Origin of the sequence: Paraburkholderia fungorum, assembly GCF_900099835.1 — a bacterium.
In the GTDB taxonomy this organism is placed as follows: domain Bacteria; phylum Pseudomonadota; class Gammaproteobacteria; order Burkholderiales; family Burkholderiaceae; genus Paraburkholderia; species Paraburkholderia fungorum_A.
This window is the reverse complement of the sequence record NZ_FNKP01000003.1, coordinates 251,345-277,864: the sequence shown is the minus strand read 5'-3', so window position 1 is coordinate 277,864 and position 26,520 is coordinate 251,345. Positions and strand designations below refer to the sequence as shown.

Genomic DNA, 26,520 nt, shown 5'->3' with positions numbered 1-26,520 from the left:
GTCCCCCGGCAAACGGCCATTCAATCAGCGAATGTGGGACGGCGGCTCACGATCAAAAACACACATCCGCCGATCCCACATCCGCCACCTCATTGACTCCGGTTTTGCGCGACGACCGGAGCTGCCCGTCTTGCCTCATCTTGCGTAGTAAACGCCCACGCAATATCAAAAGGCGCGACCTTACCCAATTGCGTGACGTGCCCAAGCGCGTGAACGGTATAACGCGTACCCGTGCGAAGCGGCTCATACGGCGTACAAACCGCGGTGTTGCGCGCAGTATCGGCAGCGGTGAGCGGCGCAATTCTGCACGGCACTTTTTTCCCACGCTGATTCCGCAATTCGACGCTTAACAATTCAATGTGCGCGCTGGGCCCGCCCGACAGGGTAATTGGATAGCCCAATGCCTGTCCTCGATAGCGACCGTCTGCACCCATTGGATCGGGTTGCTCGTTGTTCACCCATGTCGTGGGCACATCCCGTTGACCATCGTATGGCCAGGCGACCAATTCGGTATCCGTGAGCGCGGGCGCGATGTCTGCGAAGTCAACCACCGTTACGGAACTGAACCCGACAACCGACGCTTCGCCCGCGCGTGCCCAATCGAACAGGATTGCACCCCGGTGATACGGGGACGCAAAAATATCCTCAATAGGTCTGTCGACAGGACGTGGACCGCCGAACACGGCAAGCACCTCGCTCGCGCCATAGGCGGGCGCGTGGAGCCTGACGCGTGTGATGACATCGATGCCTGTAAAGCCCGGCTTTCCTTCGGTTTCTTCGTGGGTTCCGACGCGATTCAGATCCAGATACCGCGCGTGATCCGCCGCCGCAGCAGCAATGTCATCATCGGCCGCGATGAGTGGCAAGCCGGCTTCCTGACGACGAGCGTTCACATAGTCGAGTGCGGTTGCCGTGCCGACGACGATCGTAGGCGAAGGCCCCGGCGCGTGGTGCAAGCGCACGGGCGGTCCGTCGTAATGCAGGTCCGACTGTTGAACCACTGCGACTTTCGTTGCACATCCTGCGAGCAGACTGACCGCGACGATGCACGCACCAACTGTTGTTTTATCCGTCATGTATCGAGCGCCGCTCTTTACCAGGACAAAGGCTTGAGCAGCGCGGGTTCGCCAAACTCGACGAGTTGAGCGTTCGAACGGGAAAAATAGCCGTCCCAGAACTGCTTCAGATCCATCAGGGTCTTCGGATCGCGATAGCCGTTGCGCTGGGCAGCCGATCCATCGGCGGCAGCCTGCATCACACCGGCGCCGAGTACATAGACGCGCGCCGAGCCGAAGTCGCCGAAGAGATTGTTGTCGTGTGCCTTTTTCAGTTCGGCGGCGGGGTCGATATGACGGACGGCATTGCGCGCATAAAAACTCGTCACGCTGGAGTTCTCCAGTCCGTCCGTCACGACGAAAACCAGCTTGTGGGCGGCTTTATCCTGGGCGACAGCAGGCGCCACGGTCTTCAACGCCATCATGATGTCCGACTGATCGAGATTCGATGTTCCCGATTTCAGCACCTGCGCCGTGGTCGCAAGCGCGAGTTTCTGGCCGTAGACGAGCTGCTGCTGCATGCAGGTGCGAAAGTCCCGAAGCCGGCTCATGACGACGTTGCCTTCCTCGCTTGCAGGAATCGGGCGCTCGACGACACCCGTATGCAGGACATTCAGATAATGTCCCTGTGAAAACGCGGAGAACTCTGCGATGACGAACTTGGTACCGGGCATCATCATCGACTGGACGTTATCGAGGACAGACCTCTGCAATGTCGGATCGAGCGACACTGTCTGATCGATGAGCACGTAAATCAGTTGATCATAAGCAACAGGCGGCGCGTCGATGCGGTTCGCGGCGTAGCAACTGGGCACGTCGTTCGTGAGCCCCGCTTGTGCGGGAAGGGCCGCAGCCAGCGCAAGGCAGCTGCCGAATGCGAAATCACGCAATGCGCGCAATGCGCGAACAGGGCGGCGCATTAGAGATCTCCGAGAATGTCGTCTTCCATACGCGCCTGCTCGGCTGCCTGCTTGCGCCGCGCCTTCAGCGCCTGTACAGCAGTGAGAATCGAATTGCGTCGCTCGACCGAACCTTCCGCGGCAATTTCGAGAATCACCTTGCGGCGTTCCTGCTCGGGTTCGTCGACGATCCGTTCAGCAATACGCGCGTAGTCGTTGAAGAGGGGGAGCGTCTCCGCACTCTGCGCAAGATGTTCAGATGGCGGCGTATTGACCTGCCCGGCGCTGCGTGTGGAAGCCGGCGCTTGCTCGGTGATCACCGGCTGCCGCATTTCCTCCGCGAGCTTGCGATTGTAGTAATCCAGGCAGCTTATGTTCGAGACGTTTTCGCGGTATTTCGGCACTTCACGTCCGAGATGGGCGCGCAGTTCAGTTAGGCGCATGTTGCCGCGATCGAGCGCGGGCTTGATGTGTCGCGCGAAGTAGCTTTGAAAGCTCGTATGGCCGAGTGTCTGGCGATAGGCGTTTTTGCCGTCGCCGATAAAGGAACTGCCGAACGCCTGGAAAAACCCCAGTGCCTGGGTGATGACGTAAATAATCGCGAGAACGATTGCACCAGCGATGCCCTGACTGAACATTTCGCTATTCAGTTCATGATCGACATTCTGCTGTGCGGCGTGCGACGCATCGGCGACATCGGTAGGCATGGGCGTCGACGCGTCGAGTCCCGGCACTGCAGGGAATGGGTTGCTGCCACCGCCCGCCAGTTGTCCGTGGTCGGCAACATGGTTGGTCATCTCGATCTGCAGACCCTTGATCCGCATCCACGTAATACCGATCAGCAGAACCGCCAGCAGCGACACCGCGACGACCGGCACAACGAGGCTGCCGCGGTCATGCGCGCCTTCCAGCACACGGCTTCCGAAGCGCACCTTGGGCGATGCGTCCTTGTCTTGCTGCTGATCGTCGCCGCTACTGATCTTGTGACCTGTATAGCCCTCGACCGTGGCATTCACCGAGCCGAGCGCTTTACTGATCGCCGATCGTTTGTACATTGCAGCGCCTGCCGCGTGGGTCAGGCCGAGCAGACCGACGGCCATCACAGTCGCGATGACGTAGCCGATCCACACCATCTGGTTACCCGTGATTTCGCTTGCAACGAACGGTGCGATCAGCATCCCCGTTCCCGCAGCTTCTGCAATCGTGAGCAGAATGAGCGCGATGAACATGACGGGAGAGATCAGCGAGCGTCCGTTCTGGTGGGTGACCTTCAGATATTCGCTGGCGTTCGTGAATACATCGCGGTCGACCTTGGGCAACTTGTCGATGTACGTCGAGCACAGGGATTCTTCTGGTGGCGGCAGACCCGCTTCTTTCCACATGGACGGGTTCTCGATTCCGTGCGTCTGCTTTTTCCAGCGCCCCATCTTGCCGACTAGCGGAACGCAGACCCAGAAATCAGCCCACCAGAGGTCGTCGGTGTAACGCTTCCATACGAAGAAAAGCGTCAGGACAGCCGCAATCAGAAGCGGCAACGACCACACAATGGTGGCGACAAAGGCATGAATGAAATCGGTAAGCACGATTGACCCTCGGATTATTAATTAGATTAGTGGAGCGCGAAATCGCCGGATGCGGTGTAGTCGACCGAGCGGTTGGTGTAGTAGACGTTGCCTGTCGCACGAGGCGTGCTGGTCGGCACGACGAGGTCCATGCACTGCATCGGTCCGCCGACAAACACGCGATAAAGCGTGGCATCGCTTCCGCGATACACATTGACCGGCACGTGCGCGGAGTAGGACGGCTTCTGCTTTGCATTGCCCGCATAGTCCTTGTAGATCTTCAACTCGGGCTGCGGAACCGGGCTGCCTGCATCACTCGGCACGCGTACGTTGAGCAACGCGACGAGATTGCCGCCCAATCCCGCTGCCCACGGTGCGCCATAGAATCCCGGCAGATAGTCGCGTACGTTCAATGCCTGGTCGGTCGCGAGGTTGCGCACTGCCGACGCGTTGTGCGGGCGGTCGCCCAGGCACGAGTTGAGAGTCATGGGCGCGCCCGCGTTCGCGTTGCTGACCAGGCTGAACGACGATTTGGCCGGCGCAGAACCCAGCCGCACAGGAATGCCCGAGCCTGTCGTCGGCGTGCCGCCGAAGTTGTACCCGAAGCCAGGAGCGTTGGCTGTTGCGGTGGTCCGGGCCGGAGCGGACGCGTTCGGTCCGGCGCTCGCCGTGTTTGCGCCAGAGTCGCTCTTGCTGCCACTCGCGTTCGCGGTTTTGTCGGTGGTGTCCGTCGCCGGCGCCGGACGTGTCCTGGGCTTCGTCGCGTGTGCCGTCGGTGCTGCTGATGTATCTTTCGCTGCGACCTGGGCCGGGTCTTTGTTTATGTTCGAGTTAGCGCGATCGGCCGGAGTAGCGATTTCACTGGCAAACCGGTAGTTCGCCGGGTCGGCTCTGCGCTCCGACAGGAACCGTTGCAGATCCGCTTCCGTGGGAACGTCGACGATCTGGACTCGCTGGTTTTCCTCGCGGCCCTGAACCGTTGCATTGGATGCAATCGGCAAAGCGTCTCCCGCGCCCTGATAAAAAATATTCTGCACGGGAACGCCTTCATCGACGAATATCCTGGCTACGGCTTTTGCGCGCTGCTGCGAGAGCGTGGCAGGATCGGCACCGAGTGACGCGTCGCTTTCATCGGTGTGGCCGACGATCAAAACTTTACGTGCGCCCGCCTGCGCGCGCTGCTCTGCTGTAGCGTTCGACGGAAGACCAGCCAGCAGCGTTTTCGGCGCGTACTCGTTCGCGATCTGCGCCAGGTACTTGCGGGCCTGCGGTGTCAGTTCCGCCGTACCCGAAACAAACTCGTCCGATTTGTTCTCGAGTTGGACATCGAGTCCAACGGTCGTTTGTTTGTCCGCCGTGCTCGCCCCCGAAGGTTGCTCTTGCGTGATGGGCGCAGACTCCAGCTTCAATCCGTTAGCCTGTGCAATCCTGTAGAGATTGCAGCGACGCGAGTCCAGCACGTGACCGACCAGGAAGCCGCCACCCGCTCCCAGCACCGCACCGGCAGCAGCGCCTTTTGCGCCATGGGCCAAATAGCCAATTACCCCTCCGGCGACTACGCCAACGGCAATGCCGATATTGCGATCATTGTTAGAGCAGGGGTCGGCATTATTAAAAACGCTATTGAATTGGGTCTTAACAGGCGCGGCGATTTCGGGTTGACCGGTTTGGGGATTAATGGCGCAACCAGATACACAAAGTGCTACCCCCAGTACGATTGGGCTGCGAATCGTCATTCAAGTCCTTATTGGATTCGACGGCCAGCTTGTCTGCTTGACCGAACAACTTGCTGAATACCGGAGCGTCGGTTTGCAGCAGGCGAGATCGGGTTAACGGCAAGAATATGTGCGTCTTTAGTGAAATGGCGGCCTAAAGTAGTCGAGATTGTTTGATCTGAGTTGTGCTGGGGGTGATTCATGCGTTTCTGATATTCATCTTTGTCGATTTTCGATTGATGCATGTGGACGGACAGATTTGGCTAAAACTGCATTAGAGTGCATTGTGAAACGTTAAAATCATTCGTTTTATGGTGAAAGAGAACGAATAACGTAAAGTTCTCTTTCCCACGAAACGCCTGAGTGCCGGATGGGAGAGGCCCCTTCCAATTTAAGCGTGCAGGGTGATGAAGATGCTGACGATCGTTGCTCTGACGCCTGCAATCGGGGCGGCGTTCGATGATTGCTCGTTGAAAGAAAACGCCAGCACAATAGTCGATCACACCCGTTCGGGAGCGTATCCATGGCAGATAGCAAGTTTGTCTCCTCAAAGCCACTTCGCGCTGTGTATTCAACAATCGACGGAAGCGACCTCCGCGATTTCATCGCTTCGGCCTATCCGTTTGACTCACCGTTCGAATGTAGCTTGCTGAGAAGAGGATTCAACGATGTCTATCTTCTTCGCTTTTCCGATGGCAGCAGCAAGATAGCTCGCCTCAGTTCACGTCGAGCGAGAGGGGAGTCAAACGTCGCTTACGAAACCTCACTGCTTTGCCATTTGAAGGCAGCAGGTGGCGATGTGGCTGCACCGCTTGCTACCCACGCGGGCGCGCTGAGTATCGAAGCCGACGTAGCAGAAGGCAACCGTTCGCTCGTCGTATTTGAGTTCCTGGCTGGGGATCCTCCCGGTACGGACTTACAGGACACGAAGACGATGGCGGCCAGCCTTGCTACTCTGCATCGATTGGCGCGAAGTTATAGCGGGCCGGCGAGTCGTTACGTTCTGGATTTACAGCATCTTGTCCATCGACCGTTACAGCGGCTATTGAATCATGCATCGATGGACGAGGGTCTTTCGGAACGCCTGAAAGAAATAGCCTCGAATCTGATCGCAAAAATCGAAGCAACGACGCAACTGACAACGGTCTTTTGCCATGGCGACTGCCACGGTGGAAACACGTTCATGACGAGTTCTTCGGACGGTCGCCGCGTTGGTTCGTTTTTTGACTTCGATGACGGCGGCCCAGGCTATCTTGCATACGATCTCGCGGTCTACCTATGGGCAATCTTGTTGAGCAATACGGAACAGGATCTAAGCACCGGGCAGAGTGAACGATGGAAGTACTTCGTCGATGGCTATCGAGAGGTGTCGCCCCTCTCTACGAGTGATTATGCGGCGATAGCGCTATTCGTTTCCGCGCGACATTTCTGGTTTCTGGGCGAGTATGCGAGCCGTAGCGATGAATGGGGCTCCGCCGTGCTTCCGCGAATATGGCTGCAAAAACAGGCGGACAAGCTTGAGCAGTGGAGCGCACTTGAAACCCCTTCACTTTGAAAACTAAACTCGAACGCCACAGCGCCCGACGGCCGCTAAAGGGATTTTTGAAAGAACGTCCACGGGCCGACTTCGGCTGTCGCAATCCCTGAGTTTTCCGACAACAGACCAAGGACAACGCCGGGAGATCTCAGGCATTTGACTTCACCAGCAGCCGGATCTTTTCACTACAACGTTCGACGCCATTACACACTTTATTGAAAGCAATTGGAAAGGTCGATGACCCGTCCTGAGGTAACTGCGCACATAGCGTCACGCTCGACCTATGTCTGACTCTCTGCTCACCTCACTGCAATCTGGCACCCAACCCATCTAATTTATTTATCAGCACTCTCGCATCAAACCGCCGCGAAGACTGCTTCCCATCTGCTGAAGAAATAACTCGAAGTCGTCGCGGCCGGGGCTCCTCGCGAATTTCCAGCGCTCCAGATACATAGACGGAAAAGAGCGGAAGCACGATGTGATCTGCATAGCCTGTGGTTAACCCGATGTTCTTCACCGGGCCGCGCTTCGCTAACGTGCGTACCAGGCGGTGGCTCGACATATCTTCTTCTACGCAGTTTGTCCGGGCCATTTTCGCGCATACGGCAAGACGCCGGGTTCCAGCAGAAGCTCCGGTCGACGCGCATCAGACCGTTCGATGTGCAGGCATAAGCCATGCTGAATTTACCGGCTATCCCGCCACGTACTCGCCCACGCCATTCGCGCGATCAACGGCAAACTGCCCCAAAGCATCAAGCTGCACCTTCACCATATTCACCGTATTGAGAGGAAAAAAATGCGTCTGGGTTGGTACTCTGATCTCACGCCTGTCGAGCGGCGCACCTACTGGGCGTGTTTCGCCGGGCTTGGCCTCGATTCGATGGATGCCACCATCTTCTCGCTAGTGATTCCGGCCCTGATTGCGACGCTCGGACTGACTCATCCGCAAGTGGGTTATCTGGCGACGGCGGCGCTGCTGGGGGTGGCTATCGGAGGATGGGGCGCGGGCATTCTCGCCGACAGAATCGGACGCGTCCGCGTGTTGCAGTTCACGATCCTGTGGGTGGGCGTCTTCACGGTCGCCGCAGCTTTCGCCAATTCGTTTCCCGTGCTGTTCGGCATCCGCGTGATGCAAGGTCTGGGTTACGGTGGCGAAGCAGCCGTGGGCGGCGTGCTCATCAGCGAGGTTATCCGGCCTGCGCTGCGTGGCCGGGTCGCCGCATCTGTCCAGAGTGGCTATGCACTCGGCTATGCGCTGTCGGTTGCGCTACTGCCGGTCATTGCCTCGCTATTCCCCGAGCAGATCGGCTGGCGCGTATTTTTCGCGATCGGCATCTTGCCGGCGGGCCTGATTCTGTTTATCCGCCGACTGGTGCCGGAGTCGGGCGCCTACGCCGACGCGAAGGCGGCACGCGACAACGGCGTCACGCCGACGCCGTTCTGGGAGATCTTCGCGCGTGCTCACCTGCGTCGCACGTTGGCCGCAGTGATCATGGCGACGGGAATCTACGGCGGCGCGTATGTGATGATCACCTGGCTGCCGACCTATTTGCGCACCGCATTGCACCTGTCGGTTGCGACGAGCGCGGGCTATCTCGCGTTCAATATCGTCGGCTCTCTCGTCGGGCCGTTCTTCTACGGATGGATGTCGGACCGCGTGGGTCGGCGGCCGGCGTTCATGACTTTCCTGGTGCTGCAGGCGGCCAACGTCGCCGTCTATTTGCTCGCTCCGATCGGGGCCACCGTTACCATCGCGCTGAGTTTCTTTCTGGGCGCCTTTCAGGCTGCTTTGGCTTCGGGCATGTTGCCGACCTTCGCTGAGTTGTTCCCGACCAACATCCGGGCCAGCGGCCAGGGCTTTTGCCTCGGCGGTGGACGCGGCTTCGGCTCCGTCGTTCCGGCGACGGTGGGCCTCCTTGCCGCGTCTTTGCCACTCGGTACGGCGATGGGCGCGTGCGCGCTGTGCGCGTACGCGATTGCATTCTGTGCGGCTATTTTCCTGCCTGAAACCAGCGGGATGGACCTGCACAAGGCATCGACCGAATCCGTGGAGCAGGGCGAGGGCGATGCCGGGCGTCCGCGCGTGGAGAGTGTGCTGCGCACTTGATGTGCAGATGCGTGGCTCGGCGAGGGTCGTTTGTAACGGTCCTTCGCCGATATGACGCGTGTGTATCCGACGCTATCTTTGAGGGCGTCGGAAAAACGACAGGCGCGTGGATCAGCGCCACCGCTTCGAACTGTTCATCACAAGCCCGAACGTGCATCTCGAAGCAGACGTGCAACTACATGTCCAAAGCATCCGATAGCGCGTCGCGGTCACACCATCCCAAGCCAGATCGTTTTCAATTCGCCGGGCGGGATGCCGAAGAAGCCGATCCCGCCAACGTATCCGCCGGATTCGAATGACGCGAGCGCACTTGCGGCAAACGGGTGACCAGCCAAATTCCGCTGCATACCAGAACGAGCGCCACGAGGTTCTTCCACTCCATGATGTTCTCGTTCAGACAGATCGCCGACAGCGCCGTGCCAAACACGGGCACGAGGAAATTGAAAATGGTCACTTTGCCGACGGGGTTGTACTTCAGAAGCAAACTCCACAAAGTGAACGCGACGGCAGAGAGAATCGCCAGATATCCCAGCAATGCCGCCGATGCGGGCGTGAATTCGCGCAGCGTTCCGCCTGCAGCGTAACCGGCTGTCAACAGAACCAGGCCGCCGAATCCCAACTGGTAGCCGGTCATGACCATCACGTCCATCTGTTGCGAAACGCGCTTGCCGTAAATCGAAGCGGCGGAAAGGACAAACGCGGCAATCACGATGAAACCTTCTCCGCGCAACGTAAATGAAAAGTCGTATAAACCATCGCCGAAATTGACGACCATGACGCCCGCGAATCCCAACAGGCATCCGGCCGCTTTGCGAGGCGAAATCTTGTCGTTCCGGTAAATAAAATGGGCGAGTAATACGCTAAAGAAGGTCGTCGTCGAATTCAATATCGAACTGCGCACGCCCGTCGTGTAAGCGAGGCCGATATAGAAGAAAACATATTGAATGGCGGTCTGCGTGAAACCTAAAAGCATCAACTGTCCGGCATTTCTCCGCGTTAAATTGAGCAAGGGCTTTTTCGATAACGCGGCAAGTATCAGCAGCGCCAGTCCTGCTATTGCGAACCTGTAGCCGGCAAAAATCAGTTTCGATGGAATGTCATTCGGCGTAATGCCCAGCAGCGCATATCCAATCTTGATGGCGGGATACGAACTGCCCCACAGCGCGCAGCACAAGGTCGCCAGCGTGATCAGCAATTTGGGTTGCGAAAAGAATTGTGCGGAAACGCGTGGTTCCGTCGTTTTTATAGAAGTGCTCATGTCTCGAATGATGTTGTCGGCGCGCATGGGGTGGACTGGCCACTGCAGCAGGTCGCCGTTATTGCTTTGCCGTTGTACCGGTTGATGACGGGAAATCAGAACTTATCTGACTAATTTTTCTTGTACGTCATCATACAACATAGATTGAAAGGTTCGGTGGTTGCCGAACCGGTTTCAAGCTTTTGAATTGTCCAGGCGGATGAGGGGCAACGTTGCCCCCCGGAAGAGGCCCGGCCCCGCGCCCGAGTAGGCGCAAAGCCGGGTTAAGTGCGCAACCCCTCGCGGCGCGTTATGCAAGTTTCTTCACGATCGCGTGGCCGGCTTCGGTAGCGATCGCATTGCCGCCGGGATCGCCGGTATGCGGTCCTTCAATCACTGTTGTCCCGTCACCGAACCTCGCCGCCCGATTACGCGGACGCGTTGCGATTCGCTTCGATCACCGTCAGCGCCGCCATGTTGACGATCCGCCGCACCGTCGAACTCGACGTGAGGATGTTGACCGGCGCGTTGACGCCGAGCAGGAAAGGTCCGACCGCGACATTGCTGCCCGCTTCGGTCTTGAGCAGGTTGTAGGCAATGTTGCCCGCATCCACGTTCGGGCAGACGAGGAGATTGGCAGGCCCCTTAAGCGGCGAGTTAGGCAGAAGGCGCAACCGCAATGCTTCATCGAGCGCGCAGTCACCGTGCATCTCGCCGTCCGCCTCGATGTCGGGAGCCTGCTGCCGGACGATCTCCAGCGCGCGGCGCATCTTCACGCCCGAAGCCGCGCTGCCCGAACCGAAATTCGAACGCGACAGCAGGGCGGCCTTCGGCGTCAGGTTCAGCCACTCCATCTGACGAGCGGCGGCAATCGTGAATTCCGCAATCTGCTCCGCGTTGGGATCGTCGTTGATGTGCGTGTCCACCAGTGCCACCGTCCGCTGATCGAGCAACAGAATATTCATGGCCGCGTACGTGGATGCCCCCGGCTTCCTGCCGATCACCTGATCGACAAAGCGCAAATGATCGTGGTATGCGCCAACGGTCCCGCAAATCATGCCGTCCGCGTCGCCGAGCTTCACCATCATTGCGCCGATCAGCGTCAGGCGACGTCGCATCTCGACCCGCGCCATCTCCTTCGAAATGCCGTCGCGGCACATCAGTTCCCAATACGTCGTCCAGTATTGCGGGAAACGCTCGTCGTATTCCGGGTTTGTCACTTCGACATCCTGGCCGAGTCGAAGCCGCAAACCAAATCGCTCGATGCGTGCCAGCAGCACCTCGGGACGTCCGACCAGGATCGGCCGCGCGAGCTTCTCGTCGACGATCACCTGCACGGCGCGAAGCACGCGCTCGTCTTCGCCCTCGGTGAAGACGATCCGCGCATTGCCGCCGTCGCGCACGACCTGACGTGCGGTCGCGAACAGCGGCTTCATGAATGCGCCGGAGTGGTAGACGAATTGCTGCAGCTGTTCGACATACGCGTCCAGATCCGCCAGCGGACGCGTGGCGACGCCGCTTTCCATCGCCGCCTTCGCCACGGCCGGCGCAATACGGGCGATCAGACGCGGGTCGAACGGCGTGGGGATCAGATATTGCGGACCGAAGGCCACATCGGATGCGCCATAGGCTGCCGCGACGACTTCGTTTTGCTCCTCTTCCGCGAGACCTGCGATCGCGTGAACCGCGGCAATCTCCATTTCACGGGTGATCGTCGTTGCGCCGACATCCAGCGCGCCGCGGAAGATGTACGGGAAACAGAGGACGTTATTGACCTGGTTCGGATAGTCGGAGCGGCCCGTCGCGATAACGACATCGTCGCGCGTCGCATACGCGAGTTCCGGGAAGATTTCGGGCGTGGGGTTGGCAAGCGCGAGAATCAGCGGACGCGCGGCCATTTGCTTGAGCATCTCCGCGCTCAGGATTCCGCCAACCGAGAGACCCAGAAATACGTCCGCGCCGCCGATGACTTCGGCCAGCGTGCGGGCCTTCGTCTCCTGCGCGAAGCGCTCCTTGGCCGGGTCCATCAGCGTGGTACGGCCGCGATACACGACACCTTCGATATCCGTCGCCCAGATGTTTTCGAGCGGAAGCCCGAGTTCGACCAGCAGGTCCAGACAGGCCAGCGCTGCCGCACCGGCTCCCGACGTCACGACCTTCACTTCTGAAATCGACTTGCCGACGACCTTCAGCCCGTTGAGGAAAGCTGCGGACACGGTGATGGCGGTGCCATGCTGATCGTCGTGGAAGACCGGAATCTTCATGCGCTCGCGCAGTTTGCGCTCCACGGTGAAGCATTCCGGCGCCTTGATGTCCTCGAGATTGATGCCGCCGAACGTGGGTTCGAGACCCGCGATGATGTCGACCAGCTTGTCCGGATCGGTCTCGTTGATCTCGATGTCGAAGACGTCGATTCCCGCGAACTTCTTGAAGAGGACGGCCTTGCCCTCCATGACCGGCTTGGATGCCAGTGCGCCGATGTTGCCGAGGCCGAGCACGGCTGTGCCGTTCGTGATCACGCCCACCAGATTGCCGCGGCTCGTGAAACGGTGCGCCTTCAGCGGATCGGCGGCGATGGACTCGCACACGGCGGCCACGCCGGGCGTGTAGGCCAACGCGAGATCGCGCTGGGTCACGAGCGGTTTGCTGGCGACCACGGAGATCTTTCCGGGGGTCGGAAACTCGTGATAGTCGAACGCGGCCTGCTGTTGTGTCTCTGTCTGTTTCATGTTTTCGGTCTGAGCGCGTGCGCTGGGCCAGTCCCGGCGCGATCCGTTGAGACGATTCTAGAGATCTGCCATAAGGAGATGATTCTGTTTTAATATCGACCCATCATTTTTTCGTGATGGGTGGTCGGCTAGCCAATGACATTCGAGTCCAACGACGTAGTCCGGCGGCTTGGCGCGCGTCTGAAGATGCGGCACCTCGTGCTGTTGCTGCAAATCCAGCAGCACGGCTCGCTGACGCGTGTCGCGGAGCACATGGCCAGTAGCCAGCCCGCCGTGACAAACGCGCTGTCGGAACTGGAGAGCATGTTCGGCACGCCGCTGTTCGAGCGCTCGTCGCGCGGCATGCTGCCCACCGCGCTGGGGGCTGTCGTGCTCGAGCGGGCGCGGGCGATGGTCAACGATCTCGACCACCTCGCCCGCGAAATGGAGGCGGTCGCCGCCGGGCATGCGGCTCACCTGCATATTGGCGTGATCCCGTTTATCTCCGGGCAGATGCTGTCGGCGGCGCTCAAGCGGCTGCAATCGCGGATGAAGCAGCGCGTAACCGTGACGATCCACGAAGGAACCAGCGATCAGCTTCTGCTTCAACTCAACGATCACATCGTCGATATCGTGATCGGGCGAGCGTCGTCCGCGGTCGATCTGAACCACATTTCCTTTGAAGTGCTGTACCGGCAGCAGCCCCGGATGATCGCGAGCCGGCGTCTCGCGGCAAAACTGGCGCGCACGAAGCTGGACTGGAACAAGCTGGTTGCGCTGGACTGGATTCTCGGCGCACCGCATACGCCGATGCGGGAACAGGTGGCCGACCTGTTTCTCGCCGAGGGCATTTCGCCGCCCGTTCCGGTCATTGAAAGCTACTCGTCCAAGCTGATCGGGGAAATGATTGCGTCGAGCGACGAAGCGGTATCGATCGTGCCCGCCGATATCGCGGAGGAACTGGTGCGCATTGCCGGAGTGGCAATCGTGCCTTACTCATTTACATGGACGTTGCCGCCCATCGCATTGTTCACGCGTTCCGCAGGGGCGAACTCATCGGCGCGGAGTCTGTTCGCCGAGGCGCTGCACGAGATATGCAGCGAGACCTATGCCGAAGTGCCCCGGCAAGGGTTGACGGGGTAATGACGCCCTTGCGATAGGGCGGCCTGATTTCTAGCTGCATGGCCTGCAGATGAAACGCGCCGGCACGAACGTCCCGATACAGCCGCTCCAGTTCCGCGTGTCTCGCCAACGCACCCGCACCCGCACCGGCGATTTTCATCGCGCGGCTTTTCCTCCGGCTGAGAATCCAAAGATCGATTTGTTGGTTTGCCTTGTGCGCGCGCCTTTGTAAGCTGCGGAGTTCAAACGCTTGTCCAGACCGGACGATTGGCGCTGAAAGCGGGCGTCGACTCCGGGTGCTCCGGCAGCGCGGCACGCGACGCGTCATTGCATCTTTGCACTTTCGCGCAGCATCGGCGCAATCTGCATCGCCCTGATACGGCTAACGAGGAACCCCGACTGATGACACAGACTGTCCATCCCGATGACGAAGCCCGCCGCACGCTCGAACTGCTCGGACCCGCGCCCGAGAACTGGGTGCCGGACCGGCCGGGTATCGACCACAACGTGTTGATTGTCGGCGGCGGGCAGAGCGGTTGTGCGTTCGCTTTTGCGTTGCGTCGCGCGGGCATTGGGCGCGTCAGCGTGATCGATGCAGCCGACGATGCGTCGCAGGCCGGCGTCTGGCTCACCCGCGCGCGGATGAACCGGCTGCGCACGCCGAAGTCACTGGTAGGGCCCGAAGGCGGGCTACCCGGACTCGGTTTTCAGGCGTGGTACGAGGCGCGTTTTGGTGCGGCGGCGTATCGCGAGATCGAGCGGGCTCCGCGTGAACAATGGGCAGACTATCTCGCGTGGTATCGCGAATTTTTGCAGATCCCGATCCGTTACGGAACCCGGCTGCTCAAGATTGAGCCGCTCGGCACGCACTTTCGTTTGCATCTCGATGTGAACGGCGTCGCGCGGGTCGAATCGGCGCGCAAGGTGCTGCTGTGCAATGGCGTCGCGGGCAACGGCGGCGCTTTTGTGCCGCACGTCTTGCAGCAGTTGCCGCCGTCGCTTGTCGCGCATACGTCGCACGCCATCGATTTCGACGCATTGCGTGGCAAGTCGGTTGCCGTGCTCGGCGGCGCGGCTTCTGCATTCGATGCCGCGGCTACCGCGCTCGAAGCGGGCGCGGCGGAGGTCCATCTGTTTGCGCGGCGCGCGACGCTGGCGGCGGTGCCGGTCTCGCGTTCGCGTGGCTATCCCGGTGCTTACGACAACTACTTCGATCTGCCCGACGCGTTGCGCTGGTTCCAGGCGCTGCGCTTCCGGCGCTCTGGTTCGACCGCGCCGCTCGACGCAATCCAGCGCGCGACGCGATTCGCGAACTTCCATCTGCATCCAGGAACGGAGTGGGAAGCCGCGAGTGAATCGTCAGGGCGCATGACGGCGCAGGTTTCAGGCGAGACGTTTCAATTCGACTTCGCGATTGCGGGAACCGGCTATTTCATCGATCCGTCGGCGCGACCGGAACTCGCGGCGTTCGCATCGCAGATTCGCTTGTGGCGCGATCAGTACACGCCTCCCGCGAGCGATGCCGACGACGCGCTCGGCGCGCATCCGTATCTCGGCGCGGCGTTGGAGTACCTGGAAAAGTCCACTGGACAGGCGCCGTTCCTGAAGGATATTCACGTCTACAATCCGGCCGGATTCGTCAGCGCGGGCGTGCCAGTCGGTGACGTGCCGAGTATGAAGCGCGATATTCCTGCCGTAGTCCGGCGCATTAGCCGCGACCTTTTTCTCGCCGACCTTGACTCGCATGCGGTGCGACTTTCAGCAGACATCCCTGCTGATTTCGACGATTCGGCGTATGCGTCGAGTATCTGGCAACGCGAAGCCTCGAACGTCTGACTCAAAGGATAAGAGAGGTATCCACGGCCATTGACGGTCGTCGGATACCCGTCTCTTCGCCGCGCATGTCGCCGTTCTGCTGACATGCAAAACATAAATATTGAATAAATATAAACATATCGAAAGAGAATAATTCTCTCGCCGGTATTTCGTCGCTACGCTGTGCTGATTATTTCCGGCGAGGACCTATGACCGATTCCGCTCCAACGTCTTTTTTCACACGACGACAACTGTTGCGCACGCTGGCTGCTGTACCGCTTGCCGCAGCCGGACTGCGCGGCGCGAATGCCGCGACCGCTGCAACTACCGCAATCACGAACGCTACTGCAAGCACGAGCGGCGTCACGCTGGTACTAGGCGATCAGGCCGGCGGCACGCGCGCGCTCGTCGAAGCGGCGAAGGTGCTCGACGGTGTGCCTTACGCGTACCGCTGGGCCAACTTTCAGGGAGCGGCGCCGCTATTCGAAGCGCAACGCGCGGGCGCCGTCGATCTCGCTCCGGCGGGCGACCTGCCGGTTCTCGCCGCAGCAGTCGGCGATCCGTCTCTGAAAATCGTGGCGACGCGAGTGGGATCGGGCGCGCAACTCGGCATTCTTGTCGGCCCGCATTCGACCATTCGCAACGTCGCTGAACTGAAAGGGCGCACGGTGTTCGTTTCGTCGGCGCGCGGCAGCATTTCGCAGTTCCAGCTTTATGGCGCACTGGCCGAGGCCGGGTTGTCGAAAGAAGACGTGACTGTGCGTTTCATTCTGCCCGTCGATGCATTCGCGGCTTTCGCGTCCGGTTCGATCGAGGTATGGGCGACGTTCGACCCGTACTACGGCATCGCCGTGCAGCGCGGCGGTCGCATTTTGCGCGACGGCAGTGGCATTAACAGTGGACTCGGCTTTATCACCGCTTCGGGGGATTCGCTGAGCGATCCGCGCAAACGTGCGGCGATTGCGGATGTATTGGCGCGCTATCAACGCGCGGGCGATTGGGCCGTGGCGAACCCCGATGCTTATGCACAGATCTACGCGTCCCTCACGCGTTCGCCGCTCGACGCCGCCCGGCAGATCACGCAGCGCGCGTCGTTGAAGCAGCACTTTGTCAACGACACGGATATCGACGCGCTGCAAAAAGTCGCCGACCGCGCGAACCGGGACGCGATTCTGCCACGTCGTATCGATGTCCGTGCGATCTCGGAGACCCATCTTGCCGCCGCATGACCTCGCATTGACGGAGCGCGACATGTCCACACAAACGCAAACTCACACTCTAGATCTGGCCGATGTTCCGGCCAGGGACGCCACTACTTCGCGTGACGATCGCAAGCTGATCGTGGCGGGGTTCGCCGCACTCGCATGGTTTGCAGGTGCGGCTATCACGCAGTGGTGGCCCGCACTCGACGACTGGCCGTACACGCGCGAATTGCTCATCCTCAAGCTGGTCTTCGCGGTGTTATCGGTGGCGATCGGCGTAGCCGGATGGCACGTGAGTGCAGCGGCGAAAACGGGCAGCGCGCAGTCGAACCGCTTGCGCGTGCGAACCTGGCTCAACGCGACGCCCTGGCTGCTGGCGCTGGCCATCGCGCTGACGCTGTGGGAAATCGTCACCGCTCAACTCGAATGGCTGCCACGGCCATTCTTCGCGCCGCCGCAGGCATTGATCGGCGTCTTTGCAGACGATCTGCCGAGGCTCTCTGCGAGCGTCGGCCATTCGTTCGTGCTGCTCGCTTACGGCTATGTTTGCGGCGCGCTCGCGGGCTTCGTGATCGGCGTCAGTATTGGCTGGTCGAAAGCGGTCGGCTACTGGCTGCATCCGGTCTTGCGCCTGGTCGGCCCGCTGCCCGCCACCGCGTGGTTACCGCTGGCGTTTTTCTTCTTCCCGTCGAGCTTCAGCGCGAGCGTGTTTCTGATCGCGCTGGCAACGCTGTTCCCCGTCGCGGTGCTCACGTGGTCCGGTGTCGCGAGCGTCAGTTCGGCTTACTACGACGTCGCCCGCACGCTCGGCGCGCGGCCATCTTTCCTGATTCTTCGCGTCGCTATTCCCGCAGCGCTGCCTTCCGTTTTCGTCGGCCTTTTCATGGGGTTGGGTGCATCGTTCGCCGTGCTGATCGTCGCCGAGATGATGGGCGTGAAGGCAGGGCTCGGCTGGTATCTGCAATGGGCGCAGGGCTGGGCCGCGTATTCCAACATGTATGCCGCGCTGCTCGTGATGGCGCTGATGTGCTCCGGGCTCATCACGTTGCTGTTCCGTGTACGCGACCGTCTGCTCGCCTGGCAAAAAGGATTGCTCAAATGGTAGCCGTTGCTTCTTCCAATTCGTCGCCGCATGCCGCGACGACTGTACAAACTCGCCGGGGCACGCGCGTGGACGTGCGTGGCGTCAGCCACCGCTTCACGCTGCGCGGCGAAGCGCTGCCGGTGCTCGACGATATCAACCTGACGGTCGAGCCCGGCGAATTCGTCGCATTGCTGGGCGCGAGCGGCTGCGGGAAATCGACCTTGCTGCGGCTCGTCGCCGGTCTCGATGCACCCGCGCGCGGCGCGATTCACGCGGATGGCGAAGTGGTGGCGGGTCCCGATCCGTCGCGCGTGGTCGTCTTTCAGGACCCGACGCTGTTTCCGTGGCGCACCGTGCGCGATAACGTCGGACTCGGTCCTCAAGCTCAAGGCAAGACGCGTGGTGCTGCTGCGAAACGCGATGCCGCTGAACGTATCGATGCCGCGCTGGATCTCGTCGGCCTCGCGGCTTTCGCGAACGCCTTTCCGCATCAACTGTCGGGCGGTATGGCGCAGCGTGCTGCACTGGCGCGCGCGCTCGTCAACAATCCGCGGCTGCTGGTGCTCGATGAACCATTCGGCAAGCTCGATTCGCTGACGCGTATCCGCATGCAAGGCGAACTCGTGCGGCTGTGGCAGGCGCAGGGTTTTTCGGTACTGCTCGTCACGCATGACGTCGAAGAGGCGCTGTATGTCGCCAATCGCGTGATCGTGTTGAGCGAGCGTCCCGCGCGGATCGTCGCCGAGGTTCGCAACGACGCGCCGTATCCGCGCCATCGCGACGATCCCGCGCTGGTGTCGTTGCGGCGCGAAGTTCTCGGGCTACTGGGGCTCGACACGTAATTGCGTAATCGCGCGAAGACGCGATCACAGACCATCCACTCAAGTACAGGGAAGCACTGCAATGAACCATACGGACGACAATCAGCCCGTCAACGCCGCGCGCCGCCTGTGGTTGCGTAACACCGCGTGGGCGGCTGGAGCGGCGGCGCTGGGCGGCGCGGCATTCGGCCTGCCGGGCACGCGCGCAGCAGCCGACGAAGCACTCAAGCCGATCAAACTCTCGTGGAATGCCGGGGCGATCTGCACGGCGCCCGTCCCCGTGGCGGAGAAGCAGGGCTTCTTTCGCAAGCATGGCTTGCAGGTCGAGCTGATCAACTACTCGGGTTCCACCGACCAGCTGCTCGAAGCGATCGCCACCGGCAAATCGGACGCGGGCGTCGGCATGGCGCTGCGCTGGATCAAGCCGCTGGAGCAGGGCTTCGACGTCAAGCTGACGGCGGGCATCCACGGCGGCTGCATGCGGCTGCTGGCGACGAAGGCGTCGGGCATCGTCGATCTGCAAGGACTCAAGGGACGCACCGTGGGCGTGAGCGACATGGCGAGTCCCGCGAAAAATTTCTTCGCGATCACGTTGAAGAAGATCGGCGTCGATCCCGACAACGATGTGCGCTGGCGGCAATACCCAGCACCGCTGCTGGGCGAAGCGCTGAAAAAAGGCGAAGTACAGGCGATCGCAGATGGCGATCCGACCATCTGGACGATTCGCGAGGGCGATCATCTGCAGGAAGTGTCGAACAACCTGTGCGGCGAGTATGAGAACCGCGTGTGCTGCGTGCTGGGCGTGCGCGGCTCGCTGATCCGCAAGGACCGTGCGACCGCGCAGGCACTGACTCAGGCACTACTCGAAGCCACCGAGTGGACCGCGAACAATCCGGCTCAGGCTGCGGCGATTTTCGCGCCGAATGCGCCGGGCGCGAATGTCGAGCAATTGACCGCGATGCTCAAGAGCCATACGGATCATCATCATCCGATTGGCGATGCGTTCAAGAAAGAGATCTCGCTCTATGCGGATGATCTGAAGTCGGTTGGCGTGTTGAATGCCGGCACGAACTCGGATCGTTTCGCGACGCGAGTGTTTTCGGATGTGTTGGCTTGAGGAGGGGCGCGACGGGAGTTCGATTTTTTGAAATCGCTGGTGGGGATCGTGGATTGTGGGGAGCTTCGTCGACAGCGCGAAATGTTTGTTCGGTGAATCTGCTAGTTGCTTTTGCGCCGTCATCGATGAATAGCGGGTGGATTCGCATGGGTCGGCCATTTCGCGGACGCACTGTGAGCATTACCGGAACGGCTCTTTCAGTGGATGACACCGCAATGGGCTAAACATTAAATTTTATGCGATATGGTTGAGTGGAGGAGGTCGGACGGCCAGTTTCAGACGTTCGACCCCTGTGAGTAGATTGATAACTGTTCCGGGAGGCATTGAAGAAATCTTCTCAAGATTTTCTGAACATTGCCGTATAGACAGGTTGGATTTGCGCATCTTCTGGTGCGCTTATATTTGATCCATGCTTTGTCTCGGAACTTAAATAAAAAATGAAACGTAGCGGAATACCTATGTTGGTCGCGGGCGTGTTGTCGATTGCCGGTTGCGCAACGACTTATCAGGAACCGACGCAAAGCGACGCATCCACCCTTGTTTTTCGCAAAGCCGCTGATTTCACTGCGCAGGCCATGATCTATGGCGGTGCAGCGGAGTGCACGGAACGACATCTTCTGCCAGTGATGAACACAGACAAGGAACTGGCGCGCAAAGTGATTCCCGGCGCACCACTTTCCTTTTCAATGTTCTATACGAAGAATCTGTTGGTGGCAGGCAGGTTCTGCGTCGACACGTTGACATTCACGCCGGCTGCCGACCACACCTATGTTGCCACGCTGTCCGTGAACGACGGTCAATGCCATATCGATCTGAAAGACAGAGGCGCAGCGGCCGCGCCGCTTGCGACGCCAGAGCCGGTGATTAGTAAAGAGCACAACTGGAAACGCGCGATGACGGAACAAGGTCCATTTTGCGGGTCGTGATGGGATAAGGGATTATGGCTTTTGCACTGGATATAGTTGCAGGGGATGTGCGAAAGTCTGTATGCCGCGAATTTGGAGGGCGGATATTGGTGGCGCGGGGAAGGTTGCGAGACAAGTCTATTAATCTGGCATTGAATGGTGCGGTTTTACGGGTTCCGGCAATTAGCGGCGTTCGACATCGTAGACAAAATCGTCGACAATCGCTGCCGCCATTACCTTTTAGTCTCGCCCGGATTCATGCGCAACATTACCTATCTGATTCTTTCGATTGTGCTCGCCTCTCCGATCCCGGCAGTGGCATTCGGGCCCAACAATTCAGACTACGACCAGTGCATATTGCTTTCACTGAGAAACAGTGAAAGCAGGCAGGCCGCAACCTCAATTAGAGATGCATGCGACGCGCTTTATAGAAACGGCGAGTTGCTCTTGCCTCGCGAAAAGTCGTATCACGTCTGTGTGCTGCAGAATGTGCAGGGCGTGAGAGACGCATTTGCCGTTAATGAGATCTTGCACGCTTGCCGCCGTCAGAATCGGATGTGACTGTCCGCTGATGAATGCGGCCGCTGTTCTGTGTGGGCCGGGCGTGGAAGTTTGCAATTCGATGCGATTTGTCTGGGATCGGTTGGAGTGAAGTTCTGGGGTAGGCCAGCAGCAGACCTTCGTCTGACGTCGTTGCGTGACCGCTTGCAGAACTCGGACGGTCATCCAAAGCGTGCCACGTCGCCCGGGTGCAACTCGAGATCCAACTGCGTTCCGTGGAGTACAAGCAGTCGACAACGCTGCGAGGTAATATCGCGCTTTGCCTGTCGGGCCGGTTCGCTTAAGCAAATAAGGAAACTCGCTAACGCGGCTTAAGCCTCTCTTGTTTCTACCGATAAACCATTGGGCAGTAAAACGTGATCTGGGCCGAAGTCATCACAACGGCGTAGTGAACGGGCGAGCAATGTAAAAATCAAAAATTTGACAAATTTAATCTTATGGCCGATCTCCTTGTAAAGCATCTAAAATCGAGAGCCGAATCACATTCGGCCCTTCGTTCTTTGTATAGTCAATGGGACTTTGACGAGAAATTGATTCCCAAGGCGCTGCAAACCTTGGGCAGTTTGTTCCCTCATTACAGTCGCCACGATGAATCACACAGCAAACAGATACTGGTCAATATCGAGCGACTTCTGGGCAATAACATAAATCTGCTTACCGCAACTGATACTTGGATGCTGCTCGAATCGGCCTACTGGCACGACATAGGAATGGTCGTTCCATATGCCGATTTACAGGCTGCGATCGATGATCCACAGTTTCAAGAGTTCATCGATGCCATCTGCGCTCAGCCGCATCACGAACTGCACTCCTTTGCTTGCACGTTCAAACGCAACGCCGACCCGACGCTAATTTTTCAAGGCAGCGCCCCGTTGGAAACGTTGTCAAAATTTCGCGAATTTATGGCGGAATGGTTCCGACGAAAGCATCCAGCGCGAGCAGAGCAGATCGTGCGTTCACCAATGAGCACAGTGGGAATCAATTCCCCTAGGACAGAGCTTATTCCCGCCCGGCTTTTCCGGCTCCTCGGACGGATTTGCCAAATGCACGGCGCCCCTTTCGAAGACCTAGTCTCGGAGAATGGTTTGCCGTTTCGCGAGGCCGGATTGGCACAAGACGACTGTCACCCAAGGTTCGTTGCCTGCTTACTCCGCATGGGTGATTTACTCGACCTTGACGACAATAGGTTTTGCCCAGTGATGCAGCGTATCGCAGGCGAGGAAAGATCAAAACTCAGTAAGGCTCACGAAGACAAGCATGCTGGAATGCGCCACTTGCGCGTCGATCAAGAGAAAATCGAAGTCATTGCCGAATGCGACACGGTCGAGGGCTATCTCGAAGCATTTCGCTGGTTCGATTGGTTGAAGCTAGAAATTCAAAATCAAATGATGCATTGGCGCGAAATTGTCCCGAGCCGAGAGTTGGGTTTGCTGCCGATGCTCGGACCCATTTCCGTCCGCTTAGGCGGGAATCTGCAAATACTGAGAGACGGCGAGCGACCCGCTTTTACCGTTGACACCAATAAGACGATCGAGCTACTTCAAGGAAATAATCTATACGAGAGTAAATTTGCTTGTGTACGCGAGCTTCTACAGAACGCTGTGGACGCAACACTGCTCCGAATCTGGCTCACCAACAGGAAGCAAGCCAACGCAGACATCTGGGCCACTCCTGACAATCTGGAGATTAAAGCTCTTTTTGCCCATGCGTCGATCTCTGTAGAGCTAGTGGAGTCGAAGCTTGAGCAAGATGGAGCCGAAGAGAAGTCTATTTGGTCGCTTACGATTCGCGATTGTGGAACAGGAATTAGTCGAAACGACCTGGAATATATGCTTAGGATTGGTGGCTCCCAAAGCAATGCGGTTCGTCAACGAGAAATAAATCAGATGCCAGAGTGGATGAAGCCATCAGGCGCATTCGGCATCGGCCTTCAGAGCGTCTTCATGCTGTGTAATGAAGTCTCACTGCGAACGAAAAGTATCTTTTCGAACGAAATATTTGACGTAACCATGTACAGCCCAACTGGGCCCGAAGATGGCCTCGTAGTTCTACGAAAACTGGACGACGATATATCATTCTCTCATGGCACGACCATCACTCTCAAATTCGAACTTGATGCCTTCACAAAGTCGTGGTCGGTCTCGAACCACGAAAACGAATCGATCGCTTATAAGCTCGTCACTGCGCTCGACCCTGTTCTCGATGAAAGATTTCCGTACGAAGCAGCGCTCCTTGCTGATCAGGTCAAAACGTTTGGCAAACATTCCCTCATTCGCGTCCATGGGGAGCTTGCCACGGTCAATCGTCGTTTCGAGATAAATGGCGAAAATTTTGATTCGGACGAGGGGGCTGACGGTACCGGCTGGAAATTTATTAAAAGTGCTCAGTCTGAAGTTAAGTTCTTCTATCAACCATCTCTCGGGGCTCATCCCGCTCTCTCGCTGCTCACTCTATATCGAGGACAGAAGTTCGAGACCAAAAATCTTTTCGTTCCAAATGTGATCATCGGAATTGATCTGATGTCTGGTAAAGCGGGCAGCTGGCTCAACTTCAATCGTGACAAAATCTCTTCAAGAGCGCACGACTTGCTCGAGAAAACAGTGCTAGCGTCCCTCGAGCAGGTGGTCGAGAATGATCTAAGTGCGTCCGATGGTTGCTCGCTGCTGGTTGGCGAAAATCGCGCGGTCTATTCGTTCTTTCTTAAGGGAATGGCCCTCAGTTTCGGTGGGAAATGGACCGATCTCGCAAATCAGCTAAATGATGCATGGCTTGACATTGTCTTAACGCAAAAGGGACAGAGGCTTCGAAGTTTTTTCACCCGACAAGACTGGACCATTGGCGTCAAGCAGTCCGCGCACGAACCGCAGCTGACGGACTGTGATTTGCTCGTCGACTTCTCTCCGGCCGATCTGACGTTGAGGATCATATTGACTGAGTGGGCAAAGCTTCCCAGCAGAACAATCCAAGCTATTGGACCGCAACGAATATACGATCATTCATCGATATTCGTCGGCCCCGAAACGATGGTCGCGAAGCATCAACGGGCGCTAAACGAGCAAGCGCTGTTACGAAATCGCTACAGGCTAGGGAACGAACCTCAAGATTGTTACGATAACTGTGCCTTGGCAACAGCCCTTTGGCAAGCATACTCAACCGCGCATGGCAACCGACGGTATCTACTTCACGTCAACAATTCATTCGAGTGTCTGGCTCTCAGACCTGAAACCAAGCTCCCTGCATGGCAGCTTTTTCCATTTGTGCCTGCTGGCAAAAAATGCGTTCTACTGCCGTTTCTTTTCCTTGGTGCTGCAACGCCTAACGGAATTCAAATAGAAACGACGGCGGACCAAATCGATGCATTGAGCCGCTGGACCCAAAGCCGCCTGCGCGAAACGGCAGCGCTAGATGAGGTTCGTCGCTGGTATGGCGAACTGGCGAAATATATCGACTATGAGATTATGAAACCCACGATCTTCTGGCGCCGTTGGAAGCGCGCGCGTGGCCTAACCGATGAAAAAGCTTCGCGGTGAAGGGGGATCGCCGATAGCCAGTTAGTCAAAGCTCGGCAAAGGCGATCAGAGACTGGCGCGGCCTAGCTCGAACAATGGAAGTAACTAGGACGCATCTGTTCGTCCAGTTCTCCCCGTTCAGGAACGGGGAGACTCAACATTAACGGAAAATCGAGAAGCGTTGGTGTCCCACACACCCTAAAACGTGTGCTCGGCAGGCTTCAAGTAAAGCCCTAATCTGGTTGCTACGCCGCCCCTTAGGTGTCCCATTACTACTCCAGAGATGACGGCCACCATGTCGACAAGCCCGGTCATAATATCAAGGTGGCCATTTGATTCCTGTGTCAGTTTTCCTTTGCGGGCATTTTCCGGCACCAGTGACACCGCTCAACCTGTAGGCGTAGCCGTATCCGATGGCGAACGGGCTTGGTCTCGACTTTGTAACCCAACGTCCGGAGTCAAACGATCAAGAGCCATTCGATGCGAGTATGTCGGTCGTCTGAAACGGATCGCCTCCTGCCCTTCGGAGCAAGCAATGATCAGCCAGAAACCGGCGATCAACAACGCCATCCGGACATCCGCCTCACACCTTCGCTAGCGACTCGTAAGCTCTCTCCGGTATCTCAGCCAGCCTGGACGTATGCACCTGTCCGCTAAGCCCAAAGAACTTCTGGAAGCTCATAATCAACGGCGACCACTTATCCGGATCGATCCGATTGGCGTGACCTTCCATCAGCAGATCGGGATGGACGTGAACGCGCTGGATCCGCACCTCTATCAAACTGATAAAGCCGCGCAGTTGATCACTGTCTTCGCCGATGCCGTGAGTTGCCGCAACGACAGCTTCGAGCTGGATCGGACATTCGAGCGCGCGTGGCGCGCTGACGGTATCGGATGCCACTCTCGTCATTCCCGCGCGGCCGAATTTGTCGGGTTCATAGACGTAGCCCAACGCCTGCCTGAATTCAGAAACAGGATACGTACCCGTGGTTCGTGCAATGCGGTCGACAGCGCCCACCTCGTTGACTGACGGAAGGTTCAGCACACATTCTCCGGTGCGGAGCAGATTGCGTGTGGTCTGCGATGCTGACGCGATACCCAGCACGCCTCGCCAGCCCAGCCAGAACGCCGACGACATGGGTGCGAGATTGTGCGTCCCGTCTTCGTTGACGGTGCTAATCAGAACAACGGGCGTTCCAAGATACAGGATGTGGGGTTCGGCGACTACGTGAGGCGTATTCATGAGTTACTCGCTACGTGAGGGGAGGATTCCATGATGCGACCAGTTCACACTCGATACACCCCGATTCTTGCTTCGTTATTCGTCGCCGCGTTAGTCTCGCGATTGGGAGCCGGCTCAGGGCTGATTGAAGTCGACTACTTGCGTATCTGGTGAATATCAGGCGCCCCATGATTCTGATCGTGTCTGCATCCACGTAACTGCGCAAATGATTCCGGATCATCGATCTCATCAACAGAAACAAAAAGCCGCCCGCGCGGCATCACACCAGGCAGGCGGCATCGGGGCCACTTTGCAATAACTTCACCGACGCCTTCCAGCGCC

Annotated in this window: 18 protein-coding genes; 11 read left to right on the top strand and 7 right to left on the bottom strand. The window is 58.5% G+C overall.

The genetic code is table 11. The features are described 5' to 3' along the window. Positions 1-89: 89 nt before the first annotated feature. The 4 genes from BLS41_RS30590 to BLS41_RS30575 form a co-directional block, all read right to left on the bottom strand. Positions 90-962, bottom strand: a complete 873-nt coding sequence (locus BLS41_RS30590) for a CAP domain-containing protein (protein WP_253189843.1) — start codon at positions 960-962, stop codon at positions 90-92. A 131-nt stretch (positions 963-1,093) separates the two neighbouring features. Continuing rightward, the gene (locus tag BLS41_RS30585) at positions 1,094-1,975 is read right to left on the bottom strand and encodes a hypothetical protein (RefSeq protein WP_074771453.1); all 882 of its coding nucleotides are present in this window, start codon (positions 1,973-1,975) and stop codon (positions 1,094-1,096) included. Then, on the bottom strand, positions 1,975-3,537 hold the full coding sequence (locus BLS41_RS30580; RefSeq protein WP_074771452.1) for a hypothetical protein: 1,563 nt from the start codon (positions 3,535-3,537) through the stop codon (positions 1,975-1,977). The genes BLS41_RS30585 and BLS41_RS30580 overlap by 1 nt, the downstream gene beginning before the upstream one ends. 26 nt (positions 3,538-3,563) lie before the next feature. Next, positions 3,564-5,048: an OmpA family protein gene (locus BLS41_RS30575; protein ID WP_253189842.1), complete on the bottom strand. Its 1,485-nt coding sequence runs from the start codon at positions 5,046-5,048 to the stop codon at positions 3,564-3,566. A 706-nt stretch (positions 5,049-5,754) separates the two neighbouring features. Between BLS41_RS30575 and BLS41_RS30570 the strand changes: the two genes are divergently transcribed. Both BLS41_RS30570 and BLS41_RS30565 read left to right on the top strand, forming a co-directional pair. Further along, positions 5,755-6,786, top strand: a complete 1,032-nt coding sequence (locus BLS41_RS30570) for a phosphotransferase enzyme family protein (protein ID WP_074771450.1) — start codon at positions 5,755-5,757, stop codon at positions 6,784-6,786. Between the two features lie 778 nt (positions 6,787-7,564). Further along, positions 7,565-8,875 (top strand): MFS transporter, encoded by a 1,311-nt coding sequence (locus BLS41_RS30565; RefSeq protein ID WP_074771449.1) that lies wholly within the window; start codon positions 7,565-7,567, stop codon positions 8,873-8,875. Positions 8,876-9,110: 235 nt separating this feature from the next. Here BLS41_RS30565 and BLS41_RS30560 read toward each other — a convergent pair whose 3' ends face one another. Both BLS41_RS30560 and BLS41_RS30555 read right to left on the bottom strand, forming a co-directional pair. Then, entirely contained in the window at positions 9,111-10,133 is a 1,023-nt protein-coding gene (locus tag BLS41_RS30560; protein ID WP_074773133.1) for a DMT family transporter, read from the bottom strand. 407 nt (positions 10,134-10,540) lie between these two features. Next, the gene (locus BLS41_RS30555) at positions 10,541-12,841 is read right to left on the bottom strand and encodes an NADP-dependent malic enzyme (protein WP_074771448.1); all 2,301 of its coding nucleotides are present in this window, start codon (positions 12,839-12,841) and stop codon (positions 10,541-10,543) included. Positions 12,842-12,976: 135 nt separating this feature from the next. Between BLS41_RS30555 and BLS41_RS30550 the strand changes: the two genes are divergently transcribed. The 9 genes from BLS41_RS30550 to BLS41_RS30510 all read left to right on the top strand — a co-directional run bounded on the left by BLS41_RS30550 (position 12,977) and on the right by BLS41_RS30510 (position 24,977). Next, on the top strand, positions 12,977-13,963 hold the full coding sequence (locus BLS41_RS30550) for a LysR substrate-binding domain-containing protein (RefSeq protein WP_074771447.1): 987 nt from the start codon (positions 12,977-12,979) through the stop codon (positions 13,961-13,963). A 381-nt stretch (positions 13,964-14,344) separates the two neighbouring features. Further along, positions 14,345-15,778: an NAD(P)-binding domain-containing protein gene (locus BLS41_RS30545; protein ID WP_074773130.1), complete on the top strand. Its 1,434-nt coding sequence runs from the start codon at positions 14,345-14,347 to the stop codon at positions 15,776-15,778. Between the two features lie 188 nt (positions 15,779-15,966). Then, positions 15,967-16,986 (top strand): ABC transporter substrate-binding protein, encoded by a 1,020-nt coding sequence (locus tag BLS41_RS30540; protein WP_074771446.1) that lies wholly within the window; start codon positions 15,967-15,969, stop codon positions 16,984-16,986. 22 nt (positions 16,987-17,008) lie between these two features. Beyond that, entirely contained in the window at positions 17,009-18,064 is a 1,056-nt protein-coding gene (locus tag BLS41_RS30535) for an ABC transporter permease (RefSeq protein ID WP_074773127.1), read from the top strand. Then, entirely contained in the window at positions 18,058-18,885 is an 828-nt protein-coding gene (locus BLS41_RS30530; protein WP_074771445.1) for an ABC transporter ATP-binding protein, read from the top strand. Before BLS41_RS30535 ends, BLS41_RS30530 begins: the two co-directional genes overlap by 7 nt. Positions 18,886-18,946: 61 nt before the next feature. Next, positions 18,947-19,981, top strand: a complete 1,035-nt coding sequence (locus tag BLS41_RS30525; RefSeq protein ID WP_074771444.1) for an ABC transporter substrate-binding protein — start codon at positions 18,947-18,949, stop codon at positions 19,979-19,981. Positions 19,982-20,418: 437 nt separating this feature from the next. Beyond that, on the top strand, positions 20,419-20,907 hold the full coding sequence (locus BLS41_RS30520) for a hypothetical protein (RefSeq protein WP_171910352.1): 489 nt from the start codon (positions 20,419-20,421) through the stop codon (positions 20,905-20,907). A 237-nt stretch (positions 20,908-21,144) separates the two neighbouring features. Next, positions 21,145-21,447, top strand: coding sequence for a VF_A0006 family four-cysteine protein (locus BLS41_RS40025; RefSeq protein WP_074773124.1), 303 nt, complete (start codon positions 21,145-21,147; stop codon positions 21,445-21,447). 437 nt (positions 21,448-21,884) lie between these two features. Beyond that, positions 21,885-24,977, top strand: coding sequence for an HD domain-containing protein (locus tag BLS41_RS30510; RefSeq protein WP_074771442.1), 3,093 nt, complete (start codon positions 21,885-21,887; stop codon positions 24,975-24,977). 562 nt (positions 24,978-25,539) lie between these two features. Here BLS41_RS30510 and BLS41_RS30505 read toward each other — a convergent pair. Next, positions 25,540-26,199 (bottom strand): flavin reductase family protein, encoded by a 660-nt coding sequence (locus BLS41_RS30505; RefSeq protein ID WP_074771441.1) that lies wholly within the window; start codon positions 26,197-26,199, stop codon positions 25,540-25,542. Positions 26,200-26,520 lie beyond the last annotated feature (321 nt).

What these genes read in the sequence shown, in the direction of transcription:
- BLS41_RS30585 (WP_074771453.1), bottom strand. Translation starts at nt 1,975, where the DNA reads ATGCGCCGCCCTGTTCGCGCATTGCGCGCATTGCGTGATTTCGCATTC.
- BLS41_RS30570 (WP_074771450.1), top strand. Translation starts at nt 5,755, where the DNA reads ATGGCAGATAGCAAGTTTGTCTCCTCAAAGCCACTTCGCGCTGTGTAT.
- BLS41_RS30565 (WP_074771449.1), top strand. Translation starts at nt 7,565, where the DNA reads ATGCGTCTGGGTTGGTACTCTGATCTCACGCCTGTCGAGCGGCGCACC.
- BLS41_RS30560 (WP_074773133.1), bottom strand. Translation starts at nt 10,133, where the DNA reads ATGAGCACTTCTATAAAAACGACGGAACCACGCGTTTCCGCACAATTC.
- BLS41_RS30555 (WP_074771448.1), bottom strand. Translation starts at nt 12,841, where the DNA reads ATGAAACAGACAGAGACACAACAGCAGGCCGCGTTCGACTATCACGAG.
- BLS41_RS30550 (WP_074771447.1), top strand. Translation starts at nt 12,977, where the DNA reads ATGACATTCGAGTCCAACGACGTAGTCCGGCGGCTTGGCGCGCGTCTG.
- BLS41_RS30545 (WP_074773130.1), top strand. Translation starts at nt 14,345, where the DNA reads ATGACACAGACTGTCCATCCCGATGACGAAGCCCGCCGCACGCTCGAA.
- BLS41_RS30540 (WP_074771446.1), top strand. Translation starts at nt 15,967, where the DNA reads ATGACCGATTCCGCTCCAACGTCTTTTTTCACACGACGACAACTGTTG.
- BLS41_RS30535 (WP_074773127.1), top strand. Translation starts at nt 17,009, where the DNA reads ATGTCCACACAAACGCAAACTCACACTCTAGATCTGGCCGATGTTCCG.
- BLS41_RS30530 (WP_074771445.1), top strand. Translation starts at nt 18,058, where the DNA reads ATGGTAGCCGTTGCTTCTTCCAATTCGTCGCCGCATGCCGCGACGACT.
- BLS41_RS30525 (WP_074771444.1), top strand. Translation starts at nt 18,947, where the DNA reads ATGAACCATACGGACGACAATCAGCCCGTCAACGCCGCGCGCCGCCTG.
- BLS41_RS30520 (WP_171910352.1), top strand. Translation starts at nt 20,419, where the DNA reads ATGAAACGTAGCGGAATACCTATGTTGGTCGCGGGCGTGTTGTCGATT.
- BLS41_RS40025 (WP_074773124.1), top strand. Translation starts at nt 21,145, where the DNA reads ATGCGCAACATTACCTATCTGATTCTTTCGATTGTGCTCGCCTCTCCG.
- BLS41_RS30510 (WP_074771442.1), top strand. Translation starts at nt 21,885, where the DNA reads ATGGCCGATCTCCTTGTAAAGCATCTAAAATCGAGAGCCGAATCACAT.
- BLS41_RS30505 (WP_074771441.1), bottom strand. Translation starts at nt 26,199, where the DNA reads ATGAATACGCCTCACGTAGTCGCCGAACCCCACATCCTGTATCTTGGA.